The sequence below is a fragment of the Bradyrhizobium cenepequi genome, from assembly GCF_020329485.1.
GTDB lineage: Bacteria > Pseudomonadota > Alphaproteobacteria > Rhizobiales > Xanthobacteraceae > Bradyrhizobium > Bradyrhizobium cenepequi.
The window spans coordinates 127,328-148,288 of sequence record NZ_JAGKJI010000014.1; the positions used below are offsets into that span (position 1 = coordinate 127,328).

General features: G+C 64.2%; 18 protein-coding genes. 5 read left to right on the forward strand and 13 right to left on the reverse strand.

What is annotated here, in order from left to right; genetic code table 11:
* The first annotated feature begins 26 nt into the window (after window positions 1–26).
* Window positions 27–722: a winged helix-turn-helix transcriptional regulator gene (locus J6497_RS17420; protein ID WP_225705531.1), complete on the forward strand. Its 696-nt coding sequence runs from the start codon at window positions 27–29 to the stop codon at window positions 720–722.
* A 9-nt stretch (window positions 723–731) separates the two neighbouring features.
* On the opposite strand, the gene J6497_RS17425 is transcribed toward J6497_RS17420, so the two are convergent.
* From J6497_RS17425 to cobS, 10 genes are all read right to left on the reverse strand, one after another.
* Window positions 732–1,694, reverse strand: coding sequence for an alpha/beta hydrolase (locus J6497_RS17425; protein WP_225705499.1), 963 nt, complete (start codon window positions 1,692–1,694; stop codon window positions 732–734).
* Window positions 1,695–1,802: 108 nt separating this feature from the next.
* Window positions 1,803–5,222: an acyl-[ACP]--phospholipid O-acyltransferase gene (locus J6497_RS17430; RefSeq protein WP_225705500.1), complete on the reverse strand. Its 3,420-nt coding sequence runs from the start codon at window positions 5,220–5,222 to the stop codon at window positions 1,803–1,805.
* Between the two features lie 285 nt (window positions 5,223–5,507).
* Window positions 5,508–5,762 (reverse strand): hypothetical protein, encoded by a 255-nt coding sequence (locus tag J6497_RS17435; protein ID WP_225705501.1) that lies wholly within the window; start codon window positions 5,760–5,762, stop codon window positions 5,508–5,510.
* Window positions 5,763–5,939: 177 nt separating this feature from the next.
* Complete coding sequence (locus J6497_RS17440; protein ID WP_225705502.1) at window positions 5,940–6,368, reverse strand: hypothetical protein; 429 nt, start codon at window positions 6,366–6,368, stop codon at window positions 5,940–5,942.
* Between the two features lie 293 nt (window positions 6,369–6,661).
* Window positions 6,662–7,762 carry an LLM class flavin-dependent oxidoreductase gene (locus J6497_RS17445; RefSeq protein ID WP_225705503.1) on the reverse strand — a complete coding sequence of 367 codons (1,101 nt, stop codon included), beginning with the start codon at window positions 7,760–7,762 and terminating at the stop codon, window positions 6,662–6,664.
* Between the two features lie 152 nt (window positions 7,763–7,914).
* Window positions 7,915–9,027, reverse strand: a complete 1,113-nt coding sequence (locus tag J6497_RS17450) for an NADH:flavin oxidoreductase/NADH oxidase (protein ID WP_225705504.1) — start codon at window positions 9,025–9,027, stop codon at window positions 7,915–7,917.
* A 72-nt stretch (window positions 9,028–9,099) separates the two neighbouring features.
* Window positions 9,100–10,059, reverse strand: a complete 960-nt coding sequence (locus J6497_RS17455; protein WP_225705505.1) for a Bug family tripartite tricarboxylate transporter substrate binding protein — start codon at window positions 10,057–10,059, stop codon at window positions 9,100–9,102.
* Window positions 10,060–10,144: 85 nt separating this feature from the next.
* The gene (locus J6497_RS17460) at window positions 10,145–11,233 is read right to left on the reverse strand and encodes an esterase-like activity of phytase family protein (RefSeq protein WP_225705506.1); all 1,089 of its coding nucleotides are present in this window, start codon (window positions 11,231–11,233) and stop codon (window positions 10,145–10,147) included.
* 114 nt (window positions 11,234–11,347) lie between these two features.
* Window positions 11,348–13,243, reverse strand: a complete 1,896-nt coding sequence (cobT, locus tag J6497_RS17465; RefSeq protein WP_225705507.1) for a cobaltochelatase subunit CobT — start codon at window positions 13,241–13,243, stop codon at window positions 11,348–11,350.
* Between the two features lie 175 nt (window positions 13,244–13,418).
* Window positions 13,419–14,417: a cobaltochelatase subunit CobS gene (cobS, locus tag J6497_RS17470; RefSeq protein WP_225705508.1), complete on the reverse strand. Its 999-nt coding sequence runs from the start codon at window positions 14,415–14,417 to the stop codon at window positions 13,419–13,421.
* A gap of 292 nt (window positions 14,418–14,709) precedes the next feature.
* Here cobS and J6497_RS17475 point away from each other — a divergent pair, with 292 nt between their 5' ends.
* The gene (locus J6497_RS17475) at window positions 14,710–15,372 is read left to right on the forward strand and encodes a DedA family protein (RefSeq protein ID WP_225705509.1); all 663 of its coding nucleotides are present in this window, start codon (window positions 14,710–14,712) and stop codon (window positions 15,370–15,372) included.
* A gap of 17 nt (window positions 15,373–15,389) precedes the next feature.
* On the opposite strand, the gene J6497_RS17480 is transcribed toward J6497_RS17475, so the two are convergent.
* Entirely contained in the window at window positions 15,390–16,613 is a 1,224-nt protein-coding gene (locus tag J6497_RS17480; RefSeq protein ID WP_225705510.1) for a citrate synthase family protein, read from the reverse strand.
* 73 nt (window positions 16,614–16,686) lie between these two features.
* Here J6497_RS17480 and J6497_RS17485 point away from each other — a divergent pair, with 73 nt between their 5' ends.
* Window positions 16,687–17,781: a citrate synthase/methylcitrate synthase gene (locus J6497_RS17485; protein ID WP_225705511.1), complete on the forward strand. Its 1,095-nt coding sequence runs from the start codon at window positions 16,687–16,689 to the stop codon at window positions 17,779–17,781.
* Between the two features lie 175 nt (window positions 17,782–17,956).
* Here J6497_RS17485 and J6497_RS17490 read toward each other — a convergent pair whose 3' ends face one another.
* Complete coding sequence (locus tag J6497_RS17490) at window positions 17,957–18,610, reverse strand: J domain-containing protein (RefSeq protein WP_225705512.1); 654 nt, start codon at window positions 18,608–18,610, stop codon at window positions 17,957–17,959.
* A gap of 108 nt (window positions 18,611–18,718) precedes the next feature.
* Between J6497_RS17490 and J6497_RS17495 the strand changes: the two genes are divergently transcribed.
* Together J6497_RS17495 and J6497_RS17500 are read left to right on the forward strand one after the other, a co-directional pair.
* The gene (locus J6497_RS17495) at window positions 18,719–18,994 is read left to right on the forward strand and encodes a BolA family protein (protein ID WP_225705513.1); all 276 of its coding nucleotides are present in this window, start codon (window positions 18,719–18,721) and stop codon (window positions 18,992–18,994) included.
* A 178-nt stretch (window positions 18,995–19,172) separates the two neighbouring features.
* Window positions 19,173–19,619: a hypothetical protein gene (locus J6497_RS17500; RefSeq protein ID WP_225705514.1), complete on the forward strand. Its 447-nt coding sequence runs from the start codon at window positions 19,173–19,175 to the stop codon at window positions 19,617–19,619.
* Between the two features lie 28 nt (window positions 19,620–19,647).
* Here the strand turns inward: J6497_RS17500 and J6497_RS17505 are convergent, their stop codons facing one another.
* Complete coding sequence (locus J6497_RS17505; RefSeq protein WP_225705515.1) at window positions 19,648–20,955, reverse strand: HlyC/CorC family transporter; 1,308 nt, start codon at window positions 20,953–20,955, stop codon at window positions 19,648–19,650.
* Window positions 20,956–20,961 lie beyond the last annotated feature (6 nt).

The following is a 20,961-nucleotide window of genomic DNA, read 5'->3' on the forward strand; positions in this document are numbered from 1 at the left end:
TTTTTAGGAGAAGCCGATTGCCTGACATCACCGAGCGCGGAAGCTATGGGCAGTTTTGCCCGGTCGCGATGGCAGCCGAGATCGTCTGCAGCCGCTGGACCGTGCTGGTGCTGCGCGAATTGCTCTGCGGCACCACGCGTTTCAACGACCTCCGGCGCGGCGTGCCGCGGATGTCGCCCTCGCTGCTGTCGAAGCGGCTGAAGGAACTGGAGGTGGCCGGGCTGATCAGCGTGACGCCATCGGGCCAGCCGGGGGTGATGGACTATCGGCCGACACAGGCCGGCGAGGATCTGCGCGAAGTCATCATGTCGCTCGGCTTCTGGGGCCAGCGCTGGGTCGAATCCTCGCTGTCGCTGAAGAACCTCGATCCGTCGCTTCTGATGTGGGACATGCGGCGGAACCTGCGCCCCGAGCCGCTGCCGCCGCGCCGCTGCACCATCAACTTCATCTATCCGGAGCTACCCGGCGACCGCAAATCCTGGTGGCTGGTGATCGATCGTGAGACCGTCGACCTCTGCCTGACCGATCCCGGCTACGAGGTCGATCTCTATGTGACGAGCCCGCTGCGGACGATGACCGCGGTGTGGATGGGGGTCGCCACGCTCGAGCGCGAGGTCGCAAACGGTGGCATCGAGCTCGCCGGCGACAAGGCGATCGCCCGCTCGATGCAGCAATGGCTGGGCCTCAGCCCGTTTGCGAAGGGCCTGCGCGCCGTCGGCTGATGCTAAACGCTAAACGCCCTTCTCGAGCAGTGCCTTGAAATCGGCCCGCGCCCGCTCCGCCTCGGTACGCGCGGCCTCAGAGGCGTCGCCCAGGCCGAAATAGCCGTGGATCAGGCCCTGCCCGTCATGGTGCCAGGTCGGCACCCCGGCCTCGCGCAGCGCGCTGGCATAGGCCACGCCCTCATCACGCAGCGGATCGAACCAGGCGGTGGTGACCACGGCCGGAGCAACACCCTTCAACTCCTTCGCCCGCAGCGGCGAGACCCGCCAGTCCGCGCCCTGCGCGCGCTCTTCGAGATAATGCCCGCAGAACCACTCCATCACCGCACGCGACAGGAAGTATCCTTCCGCATTCCCATCCCGCGATGGGAACCGCGCATTCTCCGCAGCGTCGGCGAAATTGCCGACGACGTCAGTGACGGGATAGACCAGCAACTGGCCGGCGAGCCTGATCCCAGCGTCGCGGCAGGCCAGCGCGCTGGTCGCGGCAAGATTGCCGCCGGCGCTGTCGCCGGCAACGCCGACACGGGCCACGTCGCCGCCGAATTCCTTGATGCGGCCGACCACGTCGCGCACCGCGGCGAAGGCATCCTCGAAGGCGCCGGGAAAGCGCGTCTCCGGCGGGCGGCGATAGTTGACGGAGACGACCACCGCACCGGTCTCGATGGCGAGATTGCGCGCCTGCCGGTCATGGGTCTCGAGATCGCCCGCGACCCAGCCGCCGCCGTGGAAGAACACCACCGTCGGCGCGGTCCCGCTGCCGTTGCGATAGACCCGCGCCGGCCGCGGCCCGGCGCCGCCGGCGACGTTGATGTCCTTCACATGCTCGACCGGCGGCGGCGGGATCGCGGCGCGCTGGGCGGCGAGATCGCGCAGTTGCTGCCGCGCGCTCTGCGGCGTCATGACCTTCGGATCGCGCAGCGGCAGCAGCGGAATGATCTTCTCGATCACCGGATCAAGCGGGAGAGGCATGCGGTTCCTCCGAAGTTCCGGCCGGCGTCGCCATCGCGCGCCGGCATCGTTGTTAGTTGGTTGCTTGCAAGCGTAGCGTCATTCCAGGGCGATGCGAAGCATCGAACCCTACGCCACCTCGGCCATCGGCTCCGCCGCCGGCATCGCCGTGGCGAGTTCCCTGGCGAGCGCGGTCGCCGCGACATAGTCAGTCTTGCCGGAGCCAAGCAGCGGCACCTTGTCGACGACGCGGATGTCGGCCGGCACGGCGAGTTCGGAGGCGCCTGTCGCCTTGGCCTGGCGCTGCATCGCGCCCCGCTCGGCATCGCGCTGCGTGGTCAGAAGCACGATGCGCTCGCCCTTGCGCGCATCAGGAATGGAGACCGCGACCGAGATCGCCTGCGACCACAACGCGGCAGCCATCGCTTCCACCGCCGACAGCGAGACCATCTCGCCCGCGATCTTGGCGAACCGCTTGGCGCGGCCCTTGATGGCGATGAAGCCTGCGGCGTCGATGGTGACGATGTCGCCGGTGTCATGCCAGCCATCGGCGAGCTTCTCCAGCACGCCTGGATTCTCTGCGCGGAGATACCCGAGCATCACGTTCGGCCCGCGCACCGAAAGCCGGCCGCCCTCCTCGATGCCGGGGACCGGATCGAGGCGGTATTCCATCAAGGGCGACAGCCGGCCGACGGTGCCCGGACGGTTCGCCATCGGCGTGTTCATGGCAAGCACCGGTGCGGTCTCGGTGACGCCATAGCCTTCGAGGATGCGGATGCCGTGGCGCTCCATATAGACCTGCCGTGTCCGCTCCTTCACCGCCTCCGCACCCGCCAGCACCAGCCGCAGCGTGCGGAAGTCGTAAGCATGCGCCGAGCGGGCGTAGCCGGTGAGGAAGGTGTCGGTGCCGAACAGGATGGTGGCGCCGGTCTGGTAAATCAGTTCCGGCACGATGCGGTAATGCAGCGGTGACGGATACATGAAGATCGGAATGCCAGCGAACAGTGGCATCATCATGCCGCCCGTAAGTCCGAACGAGTGGAACACCGGCAGCACGTTGAACACCTTGTCGTTGCCATTGGCATCGACCCGCGCCAGCGCCTGCGCCGCATTGGCGAGGATGTTGCGATGGGACAGCACGACGCCCTTCGGTGTGCCCTCCGAGCCCGAGGTGAACAGGATCACGGCAGGATCATCCGCCCTGCGCGCGACGCGCGGCGCGGTGCCGGCGAGAAGCCCGCGGATCTTGTCGAGCGCGCCCACGGTGGCACGGATGTCCTCGAGATGGACGATGCGCGCTTCGGTCGCGATCGCCGCGATCAGCTTGTCGAGCTTGCCCTTCTCGATGAAAGCGCGGGATGTGAGCACGGTCCTGACCTCGGCCGCCTTCATCGCCGAGAGCACGTTCACCGGGCCGGCGGAGAAGTTGAGCATCGCCGGAACGCGGCCGATGCTCTGCAGCGCCATGAAGACAACGGCGACGCCGACCGAGTTCGGCAAGAGCACACCGACATTCTCGCCGACGGCGGTACCCTGCTCGAGCTTGCGGCTCAGCACCTGCGCACCGAGGATGAGCTTGCGATATGTCAGCTTGGTGCCCAGAGCGTCCTCGATCACCACCTTGCCGGTGTCGCGATCGCGATGAGCATGGGCAAGCGCCTCGAACAGCGTCTGATCGAGCATGGCGTTCTTCACCATGGCCTCGATCATGACATCCTGCAGCGCCGCGCCCGCGGCATTGCGGCGGGCCTTGCCCTTCAACGACTGGTCGAGCGGCAGCTTGACCGGCGGCAGGATCGAGATCGTCACCTTCGGGAACCAGGAGCGCTTGATCTCGCCGTTCTTGAGATAGCTGAGATGAGAGCGCTGCGCGCCCTCGATCCTGATCGGCACGACCACGGCGTCCGCCTTGTCGGCGATCATCGCGGTGCCGTCGTAGACCTTCATCAGCGAGCCATGCACGGTCAGGCGGCCCTCGGGGAAGATCACGACAGGTTCAGCGGAGGCGACCAGCTTGATCAGGTCACGCGCGCCGAGCGGCTTGGTCGGATCGACGGTGATGTGGCGAACCATCTTCAGGAACGGCTTGGCCCACCACGCCTTTGCGATTCCGGTATCGACCGCAAAGCTGGCATCGATCGGCAGCGTCGCATGCAGCAGCGGGCCGTCGACCAGGCTGACATGGTTGGGCGCGATCAGCATGCGCGTGCCTGTCGGCGGCAGGTTTTCGATGCCGCGGACTTCGACGCGGAACAGCGCACGGAACAAGAGCGCGCCGAAATCGCGCACACCCTCCTTGCCCCACTTGCTCAGCACGAACCACACCGAACCGAAGCTTGCGACGGCAAGGCCGAAGAAGATCCAGGCGATCGACAGCCCGGCATATTGCAGCAGCGCAACGAACAGCGAGCCCACGACCATGAGGCCGGCCTGCAGGATATTTCCGGCCGCGATGATCCGCGCGCGCTCCGACGGCGCAGTCCAGGCCTGCACGGCGGCGAACGACGGCACCACAAACAGGCCGCCGCCAACGGCGAACAGGAAGAAGCCGACCAGCATGTGCAGCCCGCCGAGCGAGGTCGCAAACGCTGCCGCGGTCACACCGCTGCCGGGGACGGTAGCACCGATCACCGCAGCGAGATCAAGGCCGACCACGCCCATGATGATGGCACCGGTCGGCACCAGCGCGAGATTGGGCCTGACGTGGCTGAACTGGGCCGCGATCAGCGAACCGGTCGCGATGCCGATGGCAAAGGTCGCAAGGCACAGCGTGACGACGCCTTCGGTGCCCCCTACACCTTCCTTGATCAGTGCAGGCAGCAGCGATAGCACGATCGCGCCGGCGAGCCAGAACCAGGACACGATCACCATGCCGTCCCACAGACGCGGCTCTGCGTAGAGCGACTTGAGCAGCCGCACTGTCGAGGTCCAGGGATTGGCGGTGATCGCGAGATCGGGTGCGGACGGCGTGGTGGCGGGAATGCGCGCGGCGAACGCCCAGGACAGAACAGACAGGCCGATCACGGCAAGCGAGATCCAGCCCATGTGGCTCGCGCCCGCAACCAACTGGCCACCGGCGATGGTGCCGATCAGGATCGCCAGGAAAGTCGCGCCTTCGACCAGCGCGTTGCCGGTGGCGAGCTCGGCGACCGAAAGCTGGTCGGGCAGGACAGCATATTTCACCGGGCCAAACAGCGCAGCCACCGTGCCGAACAGCGCCAGCGCCACGAACAGAAGCGGCACCGAATGCAGGAAGAAGCCCGCTGCCGCAAAGCAGGCGGCAAAGATCTCGACGAATTTCAGCCGCCGCGCGACGACCGATTTCACATACTTGTCTGCGAGCTCGCCGCCGAGCGCCGATAATACGAAGAAGGGGAAGATGAAGACGGCGCCAGCGAGTGTCACCAGCGATGCATTCTCGCCGGCGGTCGCGCCATAAAGCAGGATGATGACCAGCGCGTTCTTCAGAACGTTGTCATTGAGCGCCGAGCAGAACTGCGCCCAGAACAGCGGCGCAAAGCGGCGGGACGACATCAACTGTCTGATCATGAACAGTTCCTTGGCAGTTCGGCCGGGAGGCCTTGCAAAATTCGTTCTGGATTATTGGGATCAAGATGAGCGAAATGTGAGCAGTGATGCCGTTGCCATTAGTGTTCTTGAATGCCTCCCGGTTCGACGCGACCAGGTCGCGGCACTGGTGGACCATGCAAGGCAAAGATGTACGAGACCTTGTGTCTGGCTACGTGCCGCCATGTGGGCCATCGACAATGCGGAGCATGGTGATTCCCTGGTTAGGGATTGGCCAATCGAGGCGAATTGCGCCGTTCGTTCGTCTCAGGTGAGTTCGCTGAGTGAACCGAACAGCCCGCGCCCGTGCGGACGCTGCATTTGTCGCGCGCGACGCCGCATCCGTGCAGCGAGCCGGCGACGCTCGAGCACGCCGGCAACGTCGCAGGCATTGGCAATACGATTGATCGGCGCGGTGACGACGCGGGCAATCGACTGGCCAGCTCCCAGGATGGACTTGAAGACATCGTCGAAGAAGGTCGCGGTCAGTTGCCGGGTCAATTGCACGACGAGCGCTTCCATGTGGGCGGCCTCCGATGGACTTGAGCAACGCTCACGCTTATAGCCCAAAATTGAGCAATGCTCAAGAATGATCTACGCAGACCGGATGCGCTTACGCCTGATCGACAGGCAGTCGCCGACCAAGCTCGTAAGTTATTGATATATTTATAACTAATGTAACGGTGGTGGATCGGAGGCTTAACCGATCCGGCGAATGCGTGCGATTGTGCCAGCGACAATCTGCATGGCGACGCCGAACACCCATCCAATCATGATCGCCACCGTCCAGGCGATATGCGGCTCGCCGCGAAGCACGATGACGAGGACCGACACGAACGCCACCAGCGCCGCGAGAAATGTCCCCACCGCGCTCAGGAATTCCGCCGCATCGATATTTCCGCGCGACGGTTGGCCACTCGGCGGCTGTGCTGGCGATGGCGGCGTATCGATGCCGAGATAGAAGCCGACCGCGCCGCAGATCATCATGAGCAGCAAAAATCCCTGCGACGTAAAGGCGGTGATGGTCGACCCGACTAGGGCCGCGACGAACAGGCCGCTCGCGGCTCCCGCCATGGCCAGGCCGAGGCGCTCGAAAACGTGGGCGAATCTTCGTACGTGGGACCGCATCGTGCCGATCCCCCATGATGATGATCAGGCTACGCCTCTTTCGGATCGTGCGAAAGATAGCGTTCGCATGTGCGCTGCACATGTCGGCGAGCCCGTGTTCACCACAAATTGCGCTGATAGCAGCGATGAGTTACCGCGATTGTCGATTTTTGCAGACTTACAGCTCTCGCAGGGTAGGCAAAGCGCAGCGTGCCCACCATCAAGCACTACACTCGTGATGGTGGGCACGCTGTCATTGTCACACGTCGTGAGCTGCGGTGGATGTAGTCACTTTGCCCACACGATTCTCTGATTCAGGCCGCGCGGCCGAACTCGCTGCCGAGATGTTTCAGCCGCGGCAGCACTTCCTGCTTCAGTAGCTGCAGCGAGTGGTGCCAGGCTTCCGGCTTGTGCTTGTAGTCGAAGCCGAACACGAGCAGCACGCCGAAGCCGCCGACCTCCTGGTAGATCTTCTCGATCTTCTCGGTGACGGTCGCGGGCGAGCCGACGATCCAGTTGTGGCGGGCACAATATTCGACGTTGACGTCGCTGTCCGGCACGTCAGGCGCGGCTTTGAGATAATCCTTGAAGCCGAAGTGACCGAGCAGCGGCAGGAAATACTCGCTCATCATCCGCCCCATCATGTCGCCGGTCGACAGACGCCAGGCTTCCTCGTCAGTGTCGGCGACAAAGACTTCGCGTACCAATCGCCAATCCTGTCGGCTCGGCTTGCGGCCGGTTTTCGCTGCGCCCGCCTCCACCGAATCCCAGTGGCTGCCGACATAGGCCGGGTTGAGGTTGAGGCTCATCGGAATGAAGCCGCGTTCGCCTGCGAGCTTCAACGTATCAGAGTTCTTGGAGAGGCCAGCGACGCCGATCGGCGGATGCGGCGCCTGCTTCGGCTTCAGGTGGGGTTTAAGGAAGTCGAACATCGCGTCCGGCTTCGTCACCGTCCAGTATTTGCCCTTGTATGTCCACGGGGCATCGTCGGTCCAAAGCTTCAGGATGATTTCGAGCGCCTCGCGCGTCATGTCGCGGTTCTGGCCCGACATACCGTCGACGTTGAACATCGCCCAGTCGCTCGGCAGGCCACTTGCCGCGACGCCGAAATTGAGCCGTCCATCGGAGAGATGATCGAGCATCGCAACGCGATTGGCGAGTTCAGCCGGATGGTGGTAGGGCAGCAGGAAGCCGCCCGGACCGATGCGGATGTTCTTGGTCTGCAGCAACGCCTGCGCGACCAACAGATCCGGAGACGGATGCGGCTCCCAAGGCGCGGTGTGGTGCTCACCGATCCACGCCTCCTGATAGCCGAGTTCATCCAGCCACCTGAGCACCTGCAGGTCCCAGTCGTGACCCTCCTTCAACCCGCACTCCGGCGGATGCGAGGGCATCGCGAAATATCCGAGTTCCATGGGCTTTCCTCTCGCTTGTGTTCTGCGCGACTTGGCTGTCGCATCTCATGCAAACAAGCGACAGTACCCACCCCCGTTGCGGCGGAATAGTGGCTTTCGTCGCCGCAAAGCGGGATAGCGATTTCACTTTCGCTCGCAATAACGGTGATGATTTACCGCGTGCCGAATGTGGTCGTGCCAAACAGCGCCTTCTGAGTCGAGGGCTGCGAGCGCCAATACTGTGGCGGTGCCTCAACCTGTCCGCCGAGTTCGGCAGCGGCGTGCCAACCCCAGCGCGGATCGTAGAGCATGCCGCGGGCGAGCGCGATCATATCGGCTTTGCCGGAGGCGACGATCTCTTCGGCCTGCTTCGCTTCCGTGATCAGCCCCACCGCGATCGTGGTGACGCCGCTTGCTTCCTTCACGGCCTGCGCCAGCTGCACCTGATAACCCGGGCCCAATGGAATCTTTTGCAACGGCGAAACGCCGCCGGAGGACACATCGATCCAGTCGACCCCACGCTTCTTCAATTCCTTGGCGAATTCGATCGTCTGCGCGACGTCCCAGCCGCCCTCGACCCAATCGGTTGCCGACACCCTGACGCCGATGGGCTTGCGATCCGGGAATGCGGCACGCACGGCGTCGAACACCTCGAGCGGAAAGCGCATGCGGTTTTCGAGCGAACCGCCATATTGGTCGGTGCGCCTGTTTGATATCGGCGACAAGAACTGATGCATCAGGTAGCCGTGCGCGCCATGCAGCTCGAGCGCGTCGATGCCGAGCCGGTCGGCGCGCTTGGCTGCCGTCACGAACGCATCGCGGACGCGCTTGAGCCCGGCGTCATCCAGCGCCAGCGGCGCCGCCTCGCCTTCCTTGTGCGGCACGGCGGATGGCGCCACTGGTTGCCAGCCGCCTTCGGACAGCGGGATCAACTGCCCGCCCTCCCAGGGCCGGTGGCTCGATGCCTTGCGACCAGCATGCGCAAGCTGCATCGCGACCGCCGCCTTCGAATGCTTGCGAACCGAAGCCAGGATCGGCTTCAACGCGGCTTCGGTGGCGTCGTTGTAGAGACCAAGGCAGCCGGGCGTGATGCGTCCAATGGCCTCCACATGCGTGGCCTCGATGCAGAACATCGCCGCGCCCGACAACGCCAGCGTGTTGATATGCGTGAAATGCCAATCATTGGCCTCGCCGTCTTCTGCCGAATATTGGCACATCGGCGACACCATGATGCGATTGGGTAATTTCAGGCCGCGCAGCTCGATCGGGGAAAACAGGGCGCTCATGCGGGGATCCACCATTGGGAGGGAAACTGCCCTCCTATCTAACGACGCTCCGACCCGGCCTCAAGCTATCAGCTACTGCTTGATTCCGGCAGTCTTGATTAACTCCAGGTTAGCGGCGGTCTCGCGCTTGATGAAATCGTCCATCTGGTCAGGCGTCATCGGCATCGGCTCGACACCGAGCTTCTTCAGGCTTGCCTGCGTCGCGGGATCGTTCAGCACTTTCATGCCAGCCGCATGAAACTTCTCGACGATGTCGCGCGGCGTTTTCGCCGGCACAAAGATCCCGAACCAGCTCACGCTGTCGGCACCGGTCAAACCGATCTCCAGCGGACTTGGCACATCGGGCAAATCGGCGACGCGCTTCGGCGTCGACACCAAGAGGGCCTTCACTTGGCCGTCACGGATCAAAGGCAGCGCAGTCGCGAGCGGACAGAAATAGAGATCAATGCGACCGCCCAGGATATCGGCAATCACTTCGGGACCGCCGCGATAAGGCACGTGGGTCGCCTCGATGCCGGCGGCGAGGCGGAATTTTTCAGCGCTGATATGCACGGCGCTGCCAACGCCGACCGTACCAAAGGAGATCAAGCCGGGCTTCGCCTTGGCGTCGGCAATGAAATCCTGGATGGTTTTCCAGGGCCGCTCTTTCGGCACGATCATGACGTTGGCACTGGAGCCGATCATCAATACGGATGATAGGTCTTTGGTCGCGTCGAAAGGAAGGTTCGGGAAGATGGCCGGCGCAATGATCAGCGCCGAGGAATGCGCGAGCACGTTATAGCCGTCGGGCTCCGCCTTGGCGACGAGGCCAGTGCCGAGCGTGCCGCCGGCGCCGGCGCGATTCTCGATCACGAAGGGCTGGCCGAGCTCGGCCGACAGCCGATCGAACACCAGGCGCGGTACCACGTCGGTGGCGCTGCCGGCGCCGAACGGAATCGTCGCCTTGATCAGCCGCGAGGGCCAGATCTCGGCGTGCGCAATGGTGGCAAACAGGCTCGTGACGGTGAGAACGAAAAGAAGGAACTTGCGCATCATGGCTCTCGGTTTCGATTGACGCCTCGGCGCTGCAAGAACCGTTCCGCCAGCCGCCGGATTTGCCAACCTGGAGACCAGTCCCCTATTCCACCAGCGTGAACTGCAGCAGCAGCGTGCGCTGGATCAGCGAGAAATTGTCATCGGAGACCATGGTGATCACCGTATCGCCTTCGGCCGTGGTGTGCGCGTCGATGCCTTCCATGTTGTCGATCTCGTTGCCGAGGTCGGCGTTGAAGACCGAAGGACCGTCGAGGACAGCGCCCGGCACCACGGACGCAAGCTCGATGCGGCGGATGCGGATGCCGACGCCGCTGATCCAGGAGAATTTGCGCTCAAGCAGCAAGAGGTCGCCGGAGGGCAGCAGCACCGCATCGCTGATGTCGAAATTATCGGTACGGCGAACGGAAAACTGCCCCGGCGTCTTGCCGCCGACCAGAAAGCCGATGATGTTGCCCTGAGCATCGAGGCCGCGCTCGGAAATCGCGATCAGCGTTCCCGAAAGCGGCAGGCCCTTCGGCACGACCACCAGCGCCTCTAACCCCTTGTTGTTCGGGAGCCGTCTCGCGGCCGGCGGCAGCGGCACCACCTCGCCGCGGGCGCCCGTGAATCCCTTGGCGAAATCGAAGCGCAGCACCTGGTTGACGCGCTCGAGCCCGACATAGATGAGCGAGCCGTCGGGCGCCATTGATTCAGAATCGTACCAGCCGCGCGCGCTGATCGGCTTGCCGTCGGGGCCGAGCAGCGGCGCCGCCTCGACATCGGCAAGCCCCGTCATCTCGCGGCCCTTATAGACGATGCGGCCGGTGAACCAACGGCCGTGGTCGCTGACGCCGATGAAGCGTTCGCCCTTCGCGTCGAGCCGCAACGCCGACAGGCCGCCGAAACCGCGAAAGGAAGAGGTCAGCACCAAGCCGCTGCGATACGCCAGCGCGCCGAACCGGACATGTGAGCGATCGCGGATGTCGAAGGAAGGCAGCGGCCGCGCATTGACGTCGATCGAGACCGGCGCCGCCACCGTGGATTCGCCCGGTAGGATCGGCTTCGTCGGCGGCTCGAGAACGGTCTGCGCTCGCGCGAAGTATGGCAACCCCGCGGCCGAAAGCCCCGCCGCGGCAAAGCCCAGGAAGCGGCGGCGGGAAAGATCTCCGTCCCTCATGGTGAGGAGGCGCATTCGCGCCGTCTCGAACCATGAGGCCCGTCGGTTTCCTCGTCATCCGAGGGGCAGCGCTGACGCCGCTCCTCGAGATGAGGCGATCTGTTGGCGCGGCGCGTCATTTCATGATGTTCAAGAATGCAGCCGCCTGGGCCGGCGTTCTACGGGAGCAGGGCCGTGAGTCTCGCTGAAGAGCTCGGCGAGCTTCTCGGTGATGGCGCCGCCGAGTTCTTCGGCATCGACGATGGTGACGGCGCGGCGATAGTAGCGCGTGACGTCGTGGCCGATGCCGATCGCGATCAGCTCGACCGGCGAGCGGGTCTCGATTTCCTCGATGATGTGGCGCAAATGCCGTTCGAGGTAGTTGCCGGGATTGACCGACAGCGTAGAATCGTCGACCGGCGCGCCGTCGGAGATCATCATCAGGATCTTGCGCTGCTCGGAACGCGCCAGCAGGCGCTTGTGCGCCCAGTCCAGCGCCTCGCCGTCGATGTTCTCCTTGAGCAGGCCCTCGCGCATCATCAGGCCGAGATTTTTCCGCGCGCGCCGCCACGGCGCGTCGGCGGACTTGTAGATGATGTGGCGGAGATCATTGAGCCGACCGGGATTTGGCGGCTTACCGGCGGCGAGCCAGGCTTCGCGCGACTGCCCGCCCTTCCAGGCGCGCGTCGTGAAGCCGAGGATCTCGACCTTGACGCCGCAGCGCTCCAGCGTACGCGCCAGGATATCGGCGCAGGTGGCAGCGACCGTGATGGGGCGGCCGCGCATCGAGCCGGAATTGTCGAGCAAGAGCGTTACCACGGTGTCGCGGAACGTTGCTTCCTTCTCGTGCATGAACGACAACGGGTGATAAGGATCGGTGACGACGCGCGACAGCCGCGCGGGATCGAGAATCCCCTCTTCGAGGTCGAACTCCCAAGCGCGGTTCTGCTGCGCCATCAGGCGGCGCTGCAACCGATTGGCCAACCGCGCGACGATGCCCTGCAGATGCGCGAGCTGCTTGTCGAGATAGGAGCGCAGGCGCTCCAGCTCGTCATGATCGCAAAGGTCTTCAGCGGCAACGATCTCGTCGAACTTCGGCGCGAACGCGTGATATTCGGGACCGCGCGGCTCGTTGCCGCCGCGCGCATGCGGCCGCGTCGCCTCGCCTGGCGTTTCGTCATCGCCGAGCTCACCATCGTCGAAGGTGTCGCTGGTGGAAGCCTGCGCGCTTTCCATCGCGCTCTCGGACATCTCTTCTGAGGTGGTCTGCGCCTGATCGGCGCTCATCTCCTGCGCGGCATCGGAGTCGGGCGAGCCTTCGGCGCCGGCCTGATCGCTCTCGCCGTCCGGATTTTCGTCCTGGTTGTCGTCCTCATCGGCGTCGATGTCGCGCTCGTCGCCGAGGTCGAGTGCGGACAGCAGATCATGCACGAGGTCGCCGAACCTGGCCTGGTCCTCGGTGAAGCGCGCCAGTTTATCGAGTCGCGTGCCGATCTTGTCTTCCAGCAGCGGCCGCCAGAGATCGACCATCTTGCGCGCAGCCTGGGGAGGTGCCATTCCGGTCAACCGCTCGCGCACCAGCATCGCCAGCGCATCCGAAAGCGGCGCATCGGCGCGGTCGGTGATCTCGTCATATTTGCCGCGGTGAAAATGATCGTCGAGCATCGCGTTCAGGTTTTTCGCGACGCCCGCCATCCGCCGCGAGCCGATCGCCTCGACGCGCGCCTGCTCGACCGCCTCGAACACGCCGCGCGCCTGCGGATTGCCCGGGATCAGCTTGCGATGCACCTTGGGATCGTGACAGGCGAGCTTCAGTGCGATGGAGTCCGAATGGCCGCGCACGATCGCAGCGTCACGCTTGGTCAACTTACGCGCGGGCTCCGGCAATCGCGCCTTGCCGGGCGCAAGCCCCGGACGCTCGGCGGCGAAGGAGACTTCCAGCTCCGGCGCTTTCGCGATCGCTTTCAGGCACGCGGTCAGCGCGCGCTTGAACGGCTCGGTCGGCGCTTCCTTCGTATTGCGAAATTTGGAGTTCGACGTGGTCATCTCGATCTCACTGTCGTCCCCGCGAAGACGGGGACCCACAACCACAGGAAGAAGTTGTTGAGCGCGAAGGCAGCACCAGTCTTCGCAACAACCACGTCCTTGGGTTATCGCGACGAGCGCTCGCTCGGAGGATCCCGGATCGCGCTTCGCTTGTCCGGGACGACATCGCTGGTCCTTAGCTGAGCGCTACGTTGACTGCGGATTCCGGCAGCTCCGCATTGAAGCAGCGCTGGTAGAATTCAGCGACCAGCGGCCGCTCGAGCTCGTCGCACTTGTTGAGGAAGGTGACGCGGAAGGCAAAGCCGATATCGCCGAAGATCTCGGAGTTTTCCGCCCAGGTGATCACCGTGCGCGGGCTCATCACCGTCGACAGATCGCCATTGGCGAACGCGTTGCGGGTAAGGTCGGCGAGCCGCACCATCTTGTTGACGGTGTCACGGCCTTCCTGGCTGCGGTAGTGCTTCGCCTTGGCGAGCACGATCTCGACTTCCTCGTCATGGGCGAGGTAGTTCAACGTGGTCACGATCGACCAGCGGTCCATCTGGCCCTGGTTGATCTGCTGGGTGCCGTGATAGAGGCCCGACGTGTCGCCAAGGCCAATCGTGTTGGCCGTCGCGAACAAGCGGAATGCCGGATGCGGCTTGATCACCTTGTTCTGGTCGAGCAGCGTCAGCCGGCCGGAGACCTCCAGCACGCGCTGGATCACGAACATCACGTCGGGCCGGCCGGCGTCATACTCGTCGAACACCAGCGCGACGTTATGCTGCAGCGCCCAAGGCAGGATGCCGTCGCGAAACTCGGTGACCTGCTTGCCCTCCCGGACCACGATGGAGTCCTTGCCGACCAGGTCGATACGGCTGATGTGGCTGTCGAGGTTGACGCGCACGCAGGGCCAGTTGAGCCTCGCTGCAACCTGCTCGATGTGGGTCGACTTGCCGGTGCCGTGATAGCCGGTGACCATCACGCGGCGGTTCCTGGCGAAACCGGCGAGGATCGCGAGCGTGGTGGCGCGGTCGAACCGGTAATCCGCATCGACCTCCGGCACGTGCGGGTCGACTTCCGCATAAGCCGGCACCTCAAGGTCGCTATCGATGCCGAACACCTGCCGGACCGATACTTTCATGTCGGGCAAGCCGACGGTGTCTTCCAATGTGGTCTGGGCGGCGGTCGTCATTCGTCCTCCGAGGTCCCGGGAATCCCGAAACCAGATTGTTCGTTTGGCTGCGGATTGGGTGCTATGCACAAGCCTAGCAGAGTGCAACCGCCGGCAGAAGCCCGCGATACGATCAAAGTTCCGTTGCTCTTTCATAAAGATAGGTGCTGGACGCGGTTTTTGGAGGGCTGCCCTGCGAATCACGCCGCACTTTGCCGCGAGGGCTAGGGACCGCCGCGTGGCGCTCCCTTTCCAGGCCGGGAGCGAGTTGCTAGCTCTCAAGATGTAGGCAAGACGCAGCAACGGGAATTTGGTGACCTCACTCCTCGATCCTCTGATCACCTTCGTTTCGGCGCATGCGTGGCTTGCCTATCTGACGCTGTTCCTGGCGGCCTTTCTGGAAGCAGTTCCGGTGGCGGGATCACTGGTGCCTGGCTCGACCATCATCCTGGCCATGGGCGCGCTGATCCCCGGCGGCGAGTTGAAGCTCTGGCCGGTGCTGGCAGCGGCAGCCGGCGGCGCCTTGCTCGGCGACGGCTCTGCCTATTGGATCGGCCATCGCCGCCAGCGGGAAATCCTGGCTGCATGGCCGCTATCGAACTATCCGCGCGTGGTTGAGCAGAGCGAGGCGTTCTTTCACCGCTGGGGCACGCTTGCGGTGTTCTTTGCGCGCTTCGTGCCACCGTTCCGCGCCTTCGTGCCGCTCACCGCCGGCGCGCTGGATATGCCGCCGGTGCGCTTCTACAGCGTGAATATCCCGGCGGTCCTGCTCTGGGCGCCCGCGCATGTGCTGCCGGGCGTGCTGGCGATCTCGGCGCTGCATGAGTATGGCGGGCTGCCGTATTACCATCATGTCGGCAAACATATCTGGATCCTGGCGGTGATCGGCGGCGCCGTGATCCTGGTACTGGCGCTCTGGATCATCCGCCGGCGACGCAGCAGCATGATCGGGCCGGCCGCGAAACCGCGCACGTAACCTCAGATGGTCTTATCTCAGATGGTCTTGGCCGTCGCGCTGCGTCCCGGCGCCGGCCCGACATATCGCGCACGCGGGCGGATTAGCCGGCCGTGCTGCAACTGTTCGCTGGCATGCGCGATCCAGCCGACGCTGCGGGCCATCGCGAACAGGGCGAGTTCACTGCCAAGTGGAAGCCGCAGGCTGTGCACCAGCACGGCGAGCGCATAGTCGATATTGACGAACTCTCCGGTCGCTTCCGCGATCCGCTCCGGAACCTCCCTGGTGAATTTGCGCGCGGCGCCGGCGCGGGCCAGTGCGTCGAGCAGCGATTGCGCACGGGGATCGCCGCGCCGGTAGACGCCGTGGCCGAAACCGGCGAAGCGCTCGCCAAGCGCAACGCGCTCGCGAATCACGGGCTCGACATCCTGATCGACCAAGGTCTTCACCAGCCGCGACGCCAGCACGCCGGCGCCGCCGTGCTTCGGACCCTTCAGCGCAGCGAGGCCGGCGACCACAGCGTCATAGAGATTGAGCCCGGTCGATGCCGCGCAGCGCACCGTGAAGGTCGAGGCGTTCAATTCGTGATCCGCGAGCAGCACCAGCGTGCGGCGAATCAGATCGGCGGCATGCTTGTTGTCAGCCGCCCAGGCGTCGGCGATCTGCACGTGCAGCGGGTCGGAGGACGGCTCGCGGTTCAGCATGGTCGCAACCAGCAGCCGGACGATGCGCGCGCCGACCATGGCGCGGCCGTCCGGCGCGCGAGTGAAGGCGCGGGGATCGGCGCTCGCGGCGAGCGCCAGTACGGCAATGGCACGGTCGATCGGCGCAGCGCGGCGTGCGGCGTCCGCGATGGCGCGCATCTCGTGGGAGACAAACGGGCAGTTGTCCGGCCCAAAGGGATCGACGCCCGTCACATCCCACAGCAGCGTGGCCGTATGCTCGAGCGTATCCTTTTCGGCAAGATCGACGCAGTTCACGCCGCGGTAGATCGGCCCGTCCTCAGTGATGGTCGCTATCTCCGAATCCATCACCGGCAGGTCGGCATCGAAGCTGCGCAGGCCCCGCGGCTCCGCCGACGGGGTGCGGCGCTCCTTCAGCCCGCGCACATCCTCGGCCCGGTAGCGGTGGCTGCGGGAATCCGCTGATGGCTCGGAGCGGATCAGGCCGCGGCTGACATAGGCGTAGAGCGTGGCCGGCGAGATCGCGAGTTCGGCCGCCGCCTCGCGGGCAGAGAGGTAAAGGCCATCGGATTTTTTCATATTGATTAAGCTAATCAAGATTGATCAATCTGTCGAGAGGATCGACTTTTCCACTCACCAAAGGAGATCCGTCATGAATATGCAGACGACCAAAAGCCCGATCGGGCTGGACGGCATTCCCGCCGCCGAAACCGTGCTCAGCCATGTCGATGGCGAGCGCGGCGAACTGATCATCGCCGGCGAGCATGTCCGCGTACTCGCATCCACATCGAGCTTCGAAGGTGTCACCACGCGGCTGTGGAACGCAGCGACTGGAAGCACACTCAGCGAGGCCAACGTGCGCGCCAAGCTCGGCGCCGCGCGCGAGCGCGCCTTCGCGCGACTGCCGGAATTGCTGCCGGCGACCCGCGGCATGTCGATCGTGGACGGCGTCCGAACCGCGGTCGCAGGCTTGCGCGCGGAAAACGGGCTCGAGCATGACGCGACTGTTGTCGGCGCTTTTCCGGTGATCGCGGGCGCGCTGGTGCAGCGGGCCAAGGGCAACGAGCCGGTCGCGCCCGATCCGAATGTCAGCCACGCCGCGGATATGCTGACGATGTTGCTGGGCCGCAGGCCCGAACCGCGTGAGGTCGCGGCGCTGGATGCCTACCTCGTCACGGTCTGCGATCACGGGATGAACGCTTCCACCTTCACGACGCGCGTGGTGGCCTCGACGCAGGCCGACCTGTTCGCGGCCGTCACCGCCGGCTATTGCGCGCTGACCGGGCCGCTCCATGGCGGTGCGCCGGAGCCGGTGCTCGAGATGCTGGACGCGATCGGCACGCACGAGCGCATCAAGCCCTGGGTCGATGCGGCACTGGCACGCGGCGAACGGCTGATGGGATTCGGCCATCGCGTCTATCGTGTGCGCGATCCACGCGCGGATGTGCTGAAAGAAGCAATCGAGCGGTTAGCTGCCGAAGGCGCCGACCTGCCGTTCGCCGGCGAGGTCGAGGCCTACATCCGCGAGGCGTTGCGGCGGAAGAATCCGAACCGGCCGCTGGAGACGAATGTCGAATTCTTCACCGCGATCCTGCTCGATGCGCTTTCAATCCCGCGGCAGGCCTTCACGCCGATCTTCGCGGTGGCGCGCTCGGCAGGCTGGACCGCGCATGCGCGCGAACAACAGCGCACCGGCCGGCTGATCCGGCCAAGCTCGTCCTATGTCGGCCCGATGCCGAGGGCCTAGCCCAGCTGGGCATTTCAATGAAAAAACGGCGGGGTTACATGCTCCGCCGTCGTCCCGGCGAAAGCCGGGACCCATAACCACCGATGAGAATTGTAACGAAGACTGGGCCGACATTCTCCATAACCCCAACGTCCTGTGGTTATGGATCCCGGGTCAAGCCCGGGACGACGAGCGATTACGCCTCGCGGACCACCGTCTTCAGATAGTTATACGCCTTGATGATCTCGATCAGGCGGTCCTCGGTGGAGCGATCGCCACCGTTCGCGTCGGGGTGATGCTGCTTCACCAGCGCCTTGTACTTCGCCTTGACGTCCTCGAGCGTCGCTTCGGCGGTGAGGCCCATGACCTGCAGCGCCTTGCGCTCGGCATTCATCACGGTGCGCTTCTCGGGCTTGGCCTGCTGCGCGCCCGGGCCCGGCCGCCAGCCGGCGCGACCATTAAGCTCAGCGAACACATTAAAGGGATCGGCGGCGCCGCCGAGATCGTCCTCGACATTGCCCTTGCCGCGCTTGGCACTGGTGTTGGCGCCCATCTTCCAGGTCGGGCGATGGCCGGTCAGCGCGTCCTTCTGGTAGCGCGCCACCGCTTCGGCATTCATGCCCTGGAAGAAATTGTAGGACTGATTGTACTCGCGGACATGGTCGAGGCAGAAATGCCAATACTCGCGCGAATTCTCGCGACCCTTCGGCGCGCGGTGCGAACCCTTGTTCTGGCAGCCGGCCCACTCGCAGTTGATGGCCTCCTGGCCAGCCTGCGCCTGGCGCTTCGCACTCACCTTCGTCGGCTTGATGCGAATGGAGTCGAAGAATTTTGATGAATCGATCGCCATGACTGACTTTGACTACGCAATGCAAAATGCTTCAAGTCTTGACATTGCGAATACCTCTTCTTCGGATGTGCCATTGACGAAATGCGGCCTTCGAACTATTGCCCCGCCATGAGCACAAGAGACGCTATCATAAAGAAGTTGAGTGAAGCTTTCATGCCCGAAAGCCTCGAGGTCCTCGACGAATCACATCTGCATGAGGGCCACGCCGGACATCGGCCGGGCGGCGAGACGCATTTCCGAGTTTATATTGTATCTCAAGCCTTCGAAGGGAAGAGCCGGGTCGAGCGCCATCGCATGATTAATGTGGCACTGGCCCAGGAACTCGCGGATACCGTGCATGCGCTCGCAATCCACGCACAGGTCCCGGGGGAGATACCGCGCTGAAAGCCGCCGCCCGAAAATTTGGTTGAAGAACGCACCCAAACCGCGACTTTGAACAACGTCGCGCAAGACGATATGGCCGTTTTCCTTTATCAGAGATAGCTGCCTGGGCGATGGACCAGTTCCATTGGAATTGGGCAGGCTCATTGCACCATCGCCACCTGTTATGAGGGGCTATCAGATGGTTCACTGGGCACATCTGCGATTGGCCGTGGCCGTGATGGCAACGCTGGCGTTCTCGGCGCCCGCGCCGGCTGTGGCACAGGATATGCCGAGCCCACTCGCCCAGGAAGTCCTGATAAAGAGCATTCTGGTCACGCTGAGCGATGCCGTCGCCGCCAATAATTTCACCGTCCTGCACGCCAAGATCTCAAAGCAATTCGCCGACCAGTTTCCGCCGGAGAAGCTGCAGGCCGTGTTCAAGGATCTCGTCGACAAGCACGCGGTGTTCGATGCCGTGGTGGCAAAGCCTGCTATCGCCGACGAGGAGGCAAAGATCGACGACAAGGGCGTGCTGCGCTTGAAAGGCCATTTCGAGACCACGCCGAAGCAGGTGAAGTATCAGTTCGCCTTCATCCCCGCCGACGGCACCTGGAAGCTTTCCGGCATCACCATCGATATCGAATAGGCGTCGCCGCCCGTAATGTATGGGCCGGCTAGAACGCTGTCCCGGCGCGCTTCGGCTGGGGCTCCTCAGTCTCGGGTTCGCGCGGCAGCGCGGTGATGCGCAATGCCGTGATGCGATTGCGCTCGCGGCGCAGGACGCGGAAGCGGAAGCCGTGGAAGGTGAAGCTCTGGCCGCGTTCGGGGATTGAGCGCGCTTCATGGATCACGAGGCCCGCAACAGTGGTGGCTTCCTCGTCCGGCAGGTGCCAGTCCATCGCGCGGTTGAGGTCGCGGATCGGCACCGAGCCGTCGACCACCACGGAACCGTCGGGCTGAGCACGAACGCCGGCAACCACCACGTCGTGCTCGTCGGAGATATCGCCGACGATCTCCTCCAGGATGTCTTCCAGCGTCACCATGCCTTCAACTTCGCCATACTCGTCGACGACGAGGGCGAAGTGCGTCTTGCGGCGGCGGAACGCCTTGAGCTGCTCGGAGACAGGCCGCATTTCCGGCACGAACCAGGGCGGCAGCGCGATGGTGGAGACGTCGATGCCCGACGTGTCGCCGTCGGCAGCGCGGATCGCGCGCAACAGATCCTTGGCGTGCAGCACCCCGACGATGTTCTCCGGCTTGTCGCGCCACAGCGGAATGCGGGTGTACTCGGTGGCCAGCACCTCGCGCACCAGTTCCTCTGGCGGCAGGTCGGCGTTGATCATGGTCATTTCGGTGCGGTGGACCATCACGTCCGACACCTGCAGTTCGCGCAGATCCAACAGCCCGCCAAACATGTCGCGGTCCTGCTTCTCGACCTTGCCCTCGTGATGCAGCAAGTCGACTGCACCGCGCAGCCGCTCGGTCGGAGACAGAATCGCCTGATGGGCGCCGATTCTGATGCCCAAAAGTTTCATCAGGGCGAGCACGATGAACTCGATCACCGTCAGGAACGGTCCGAGCAGATAGACCGTGAACTTCATCGGCCGGGCCACCAGAAGCGATACCCGATCGGGCGCGTTGATCGCGATCGTCTTCGGCAGCACCTCGGCGAAGATCACGACCGTCACCGTCATCACCGCGGTCGCATAGAGCACGCCGACGTCGCCGAACCAGGCGGTGAGAATGCCGGTTGCGAGCGCTGAGGCGCCGATATTGGCGATGTTGTTGCCGAGCAGCAGCGCGCCGATCAGCCGCTCGCGCATGTTGAACAGGCTGGAGACGACGCCAGCCTCGCGATTGCCCTGTTTGGACAGCCGCAGCATGCTGGCACGCGAGGCGCCGGTCAACGCAGTCTCGCTCGCCGCGAAAAAGGCGGAGACCAACAGGCAGACGATGACGATCGAGAACGAAACCCAGGTCAAGCTACG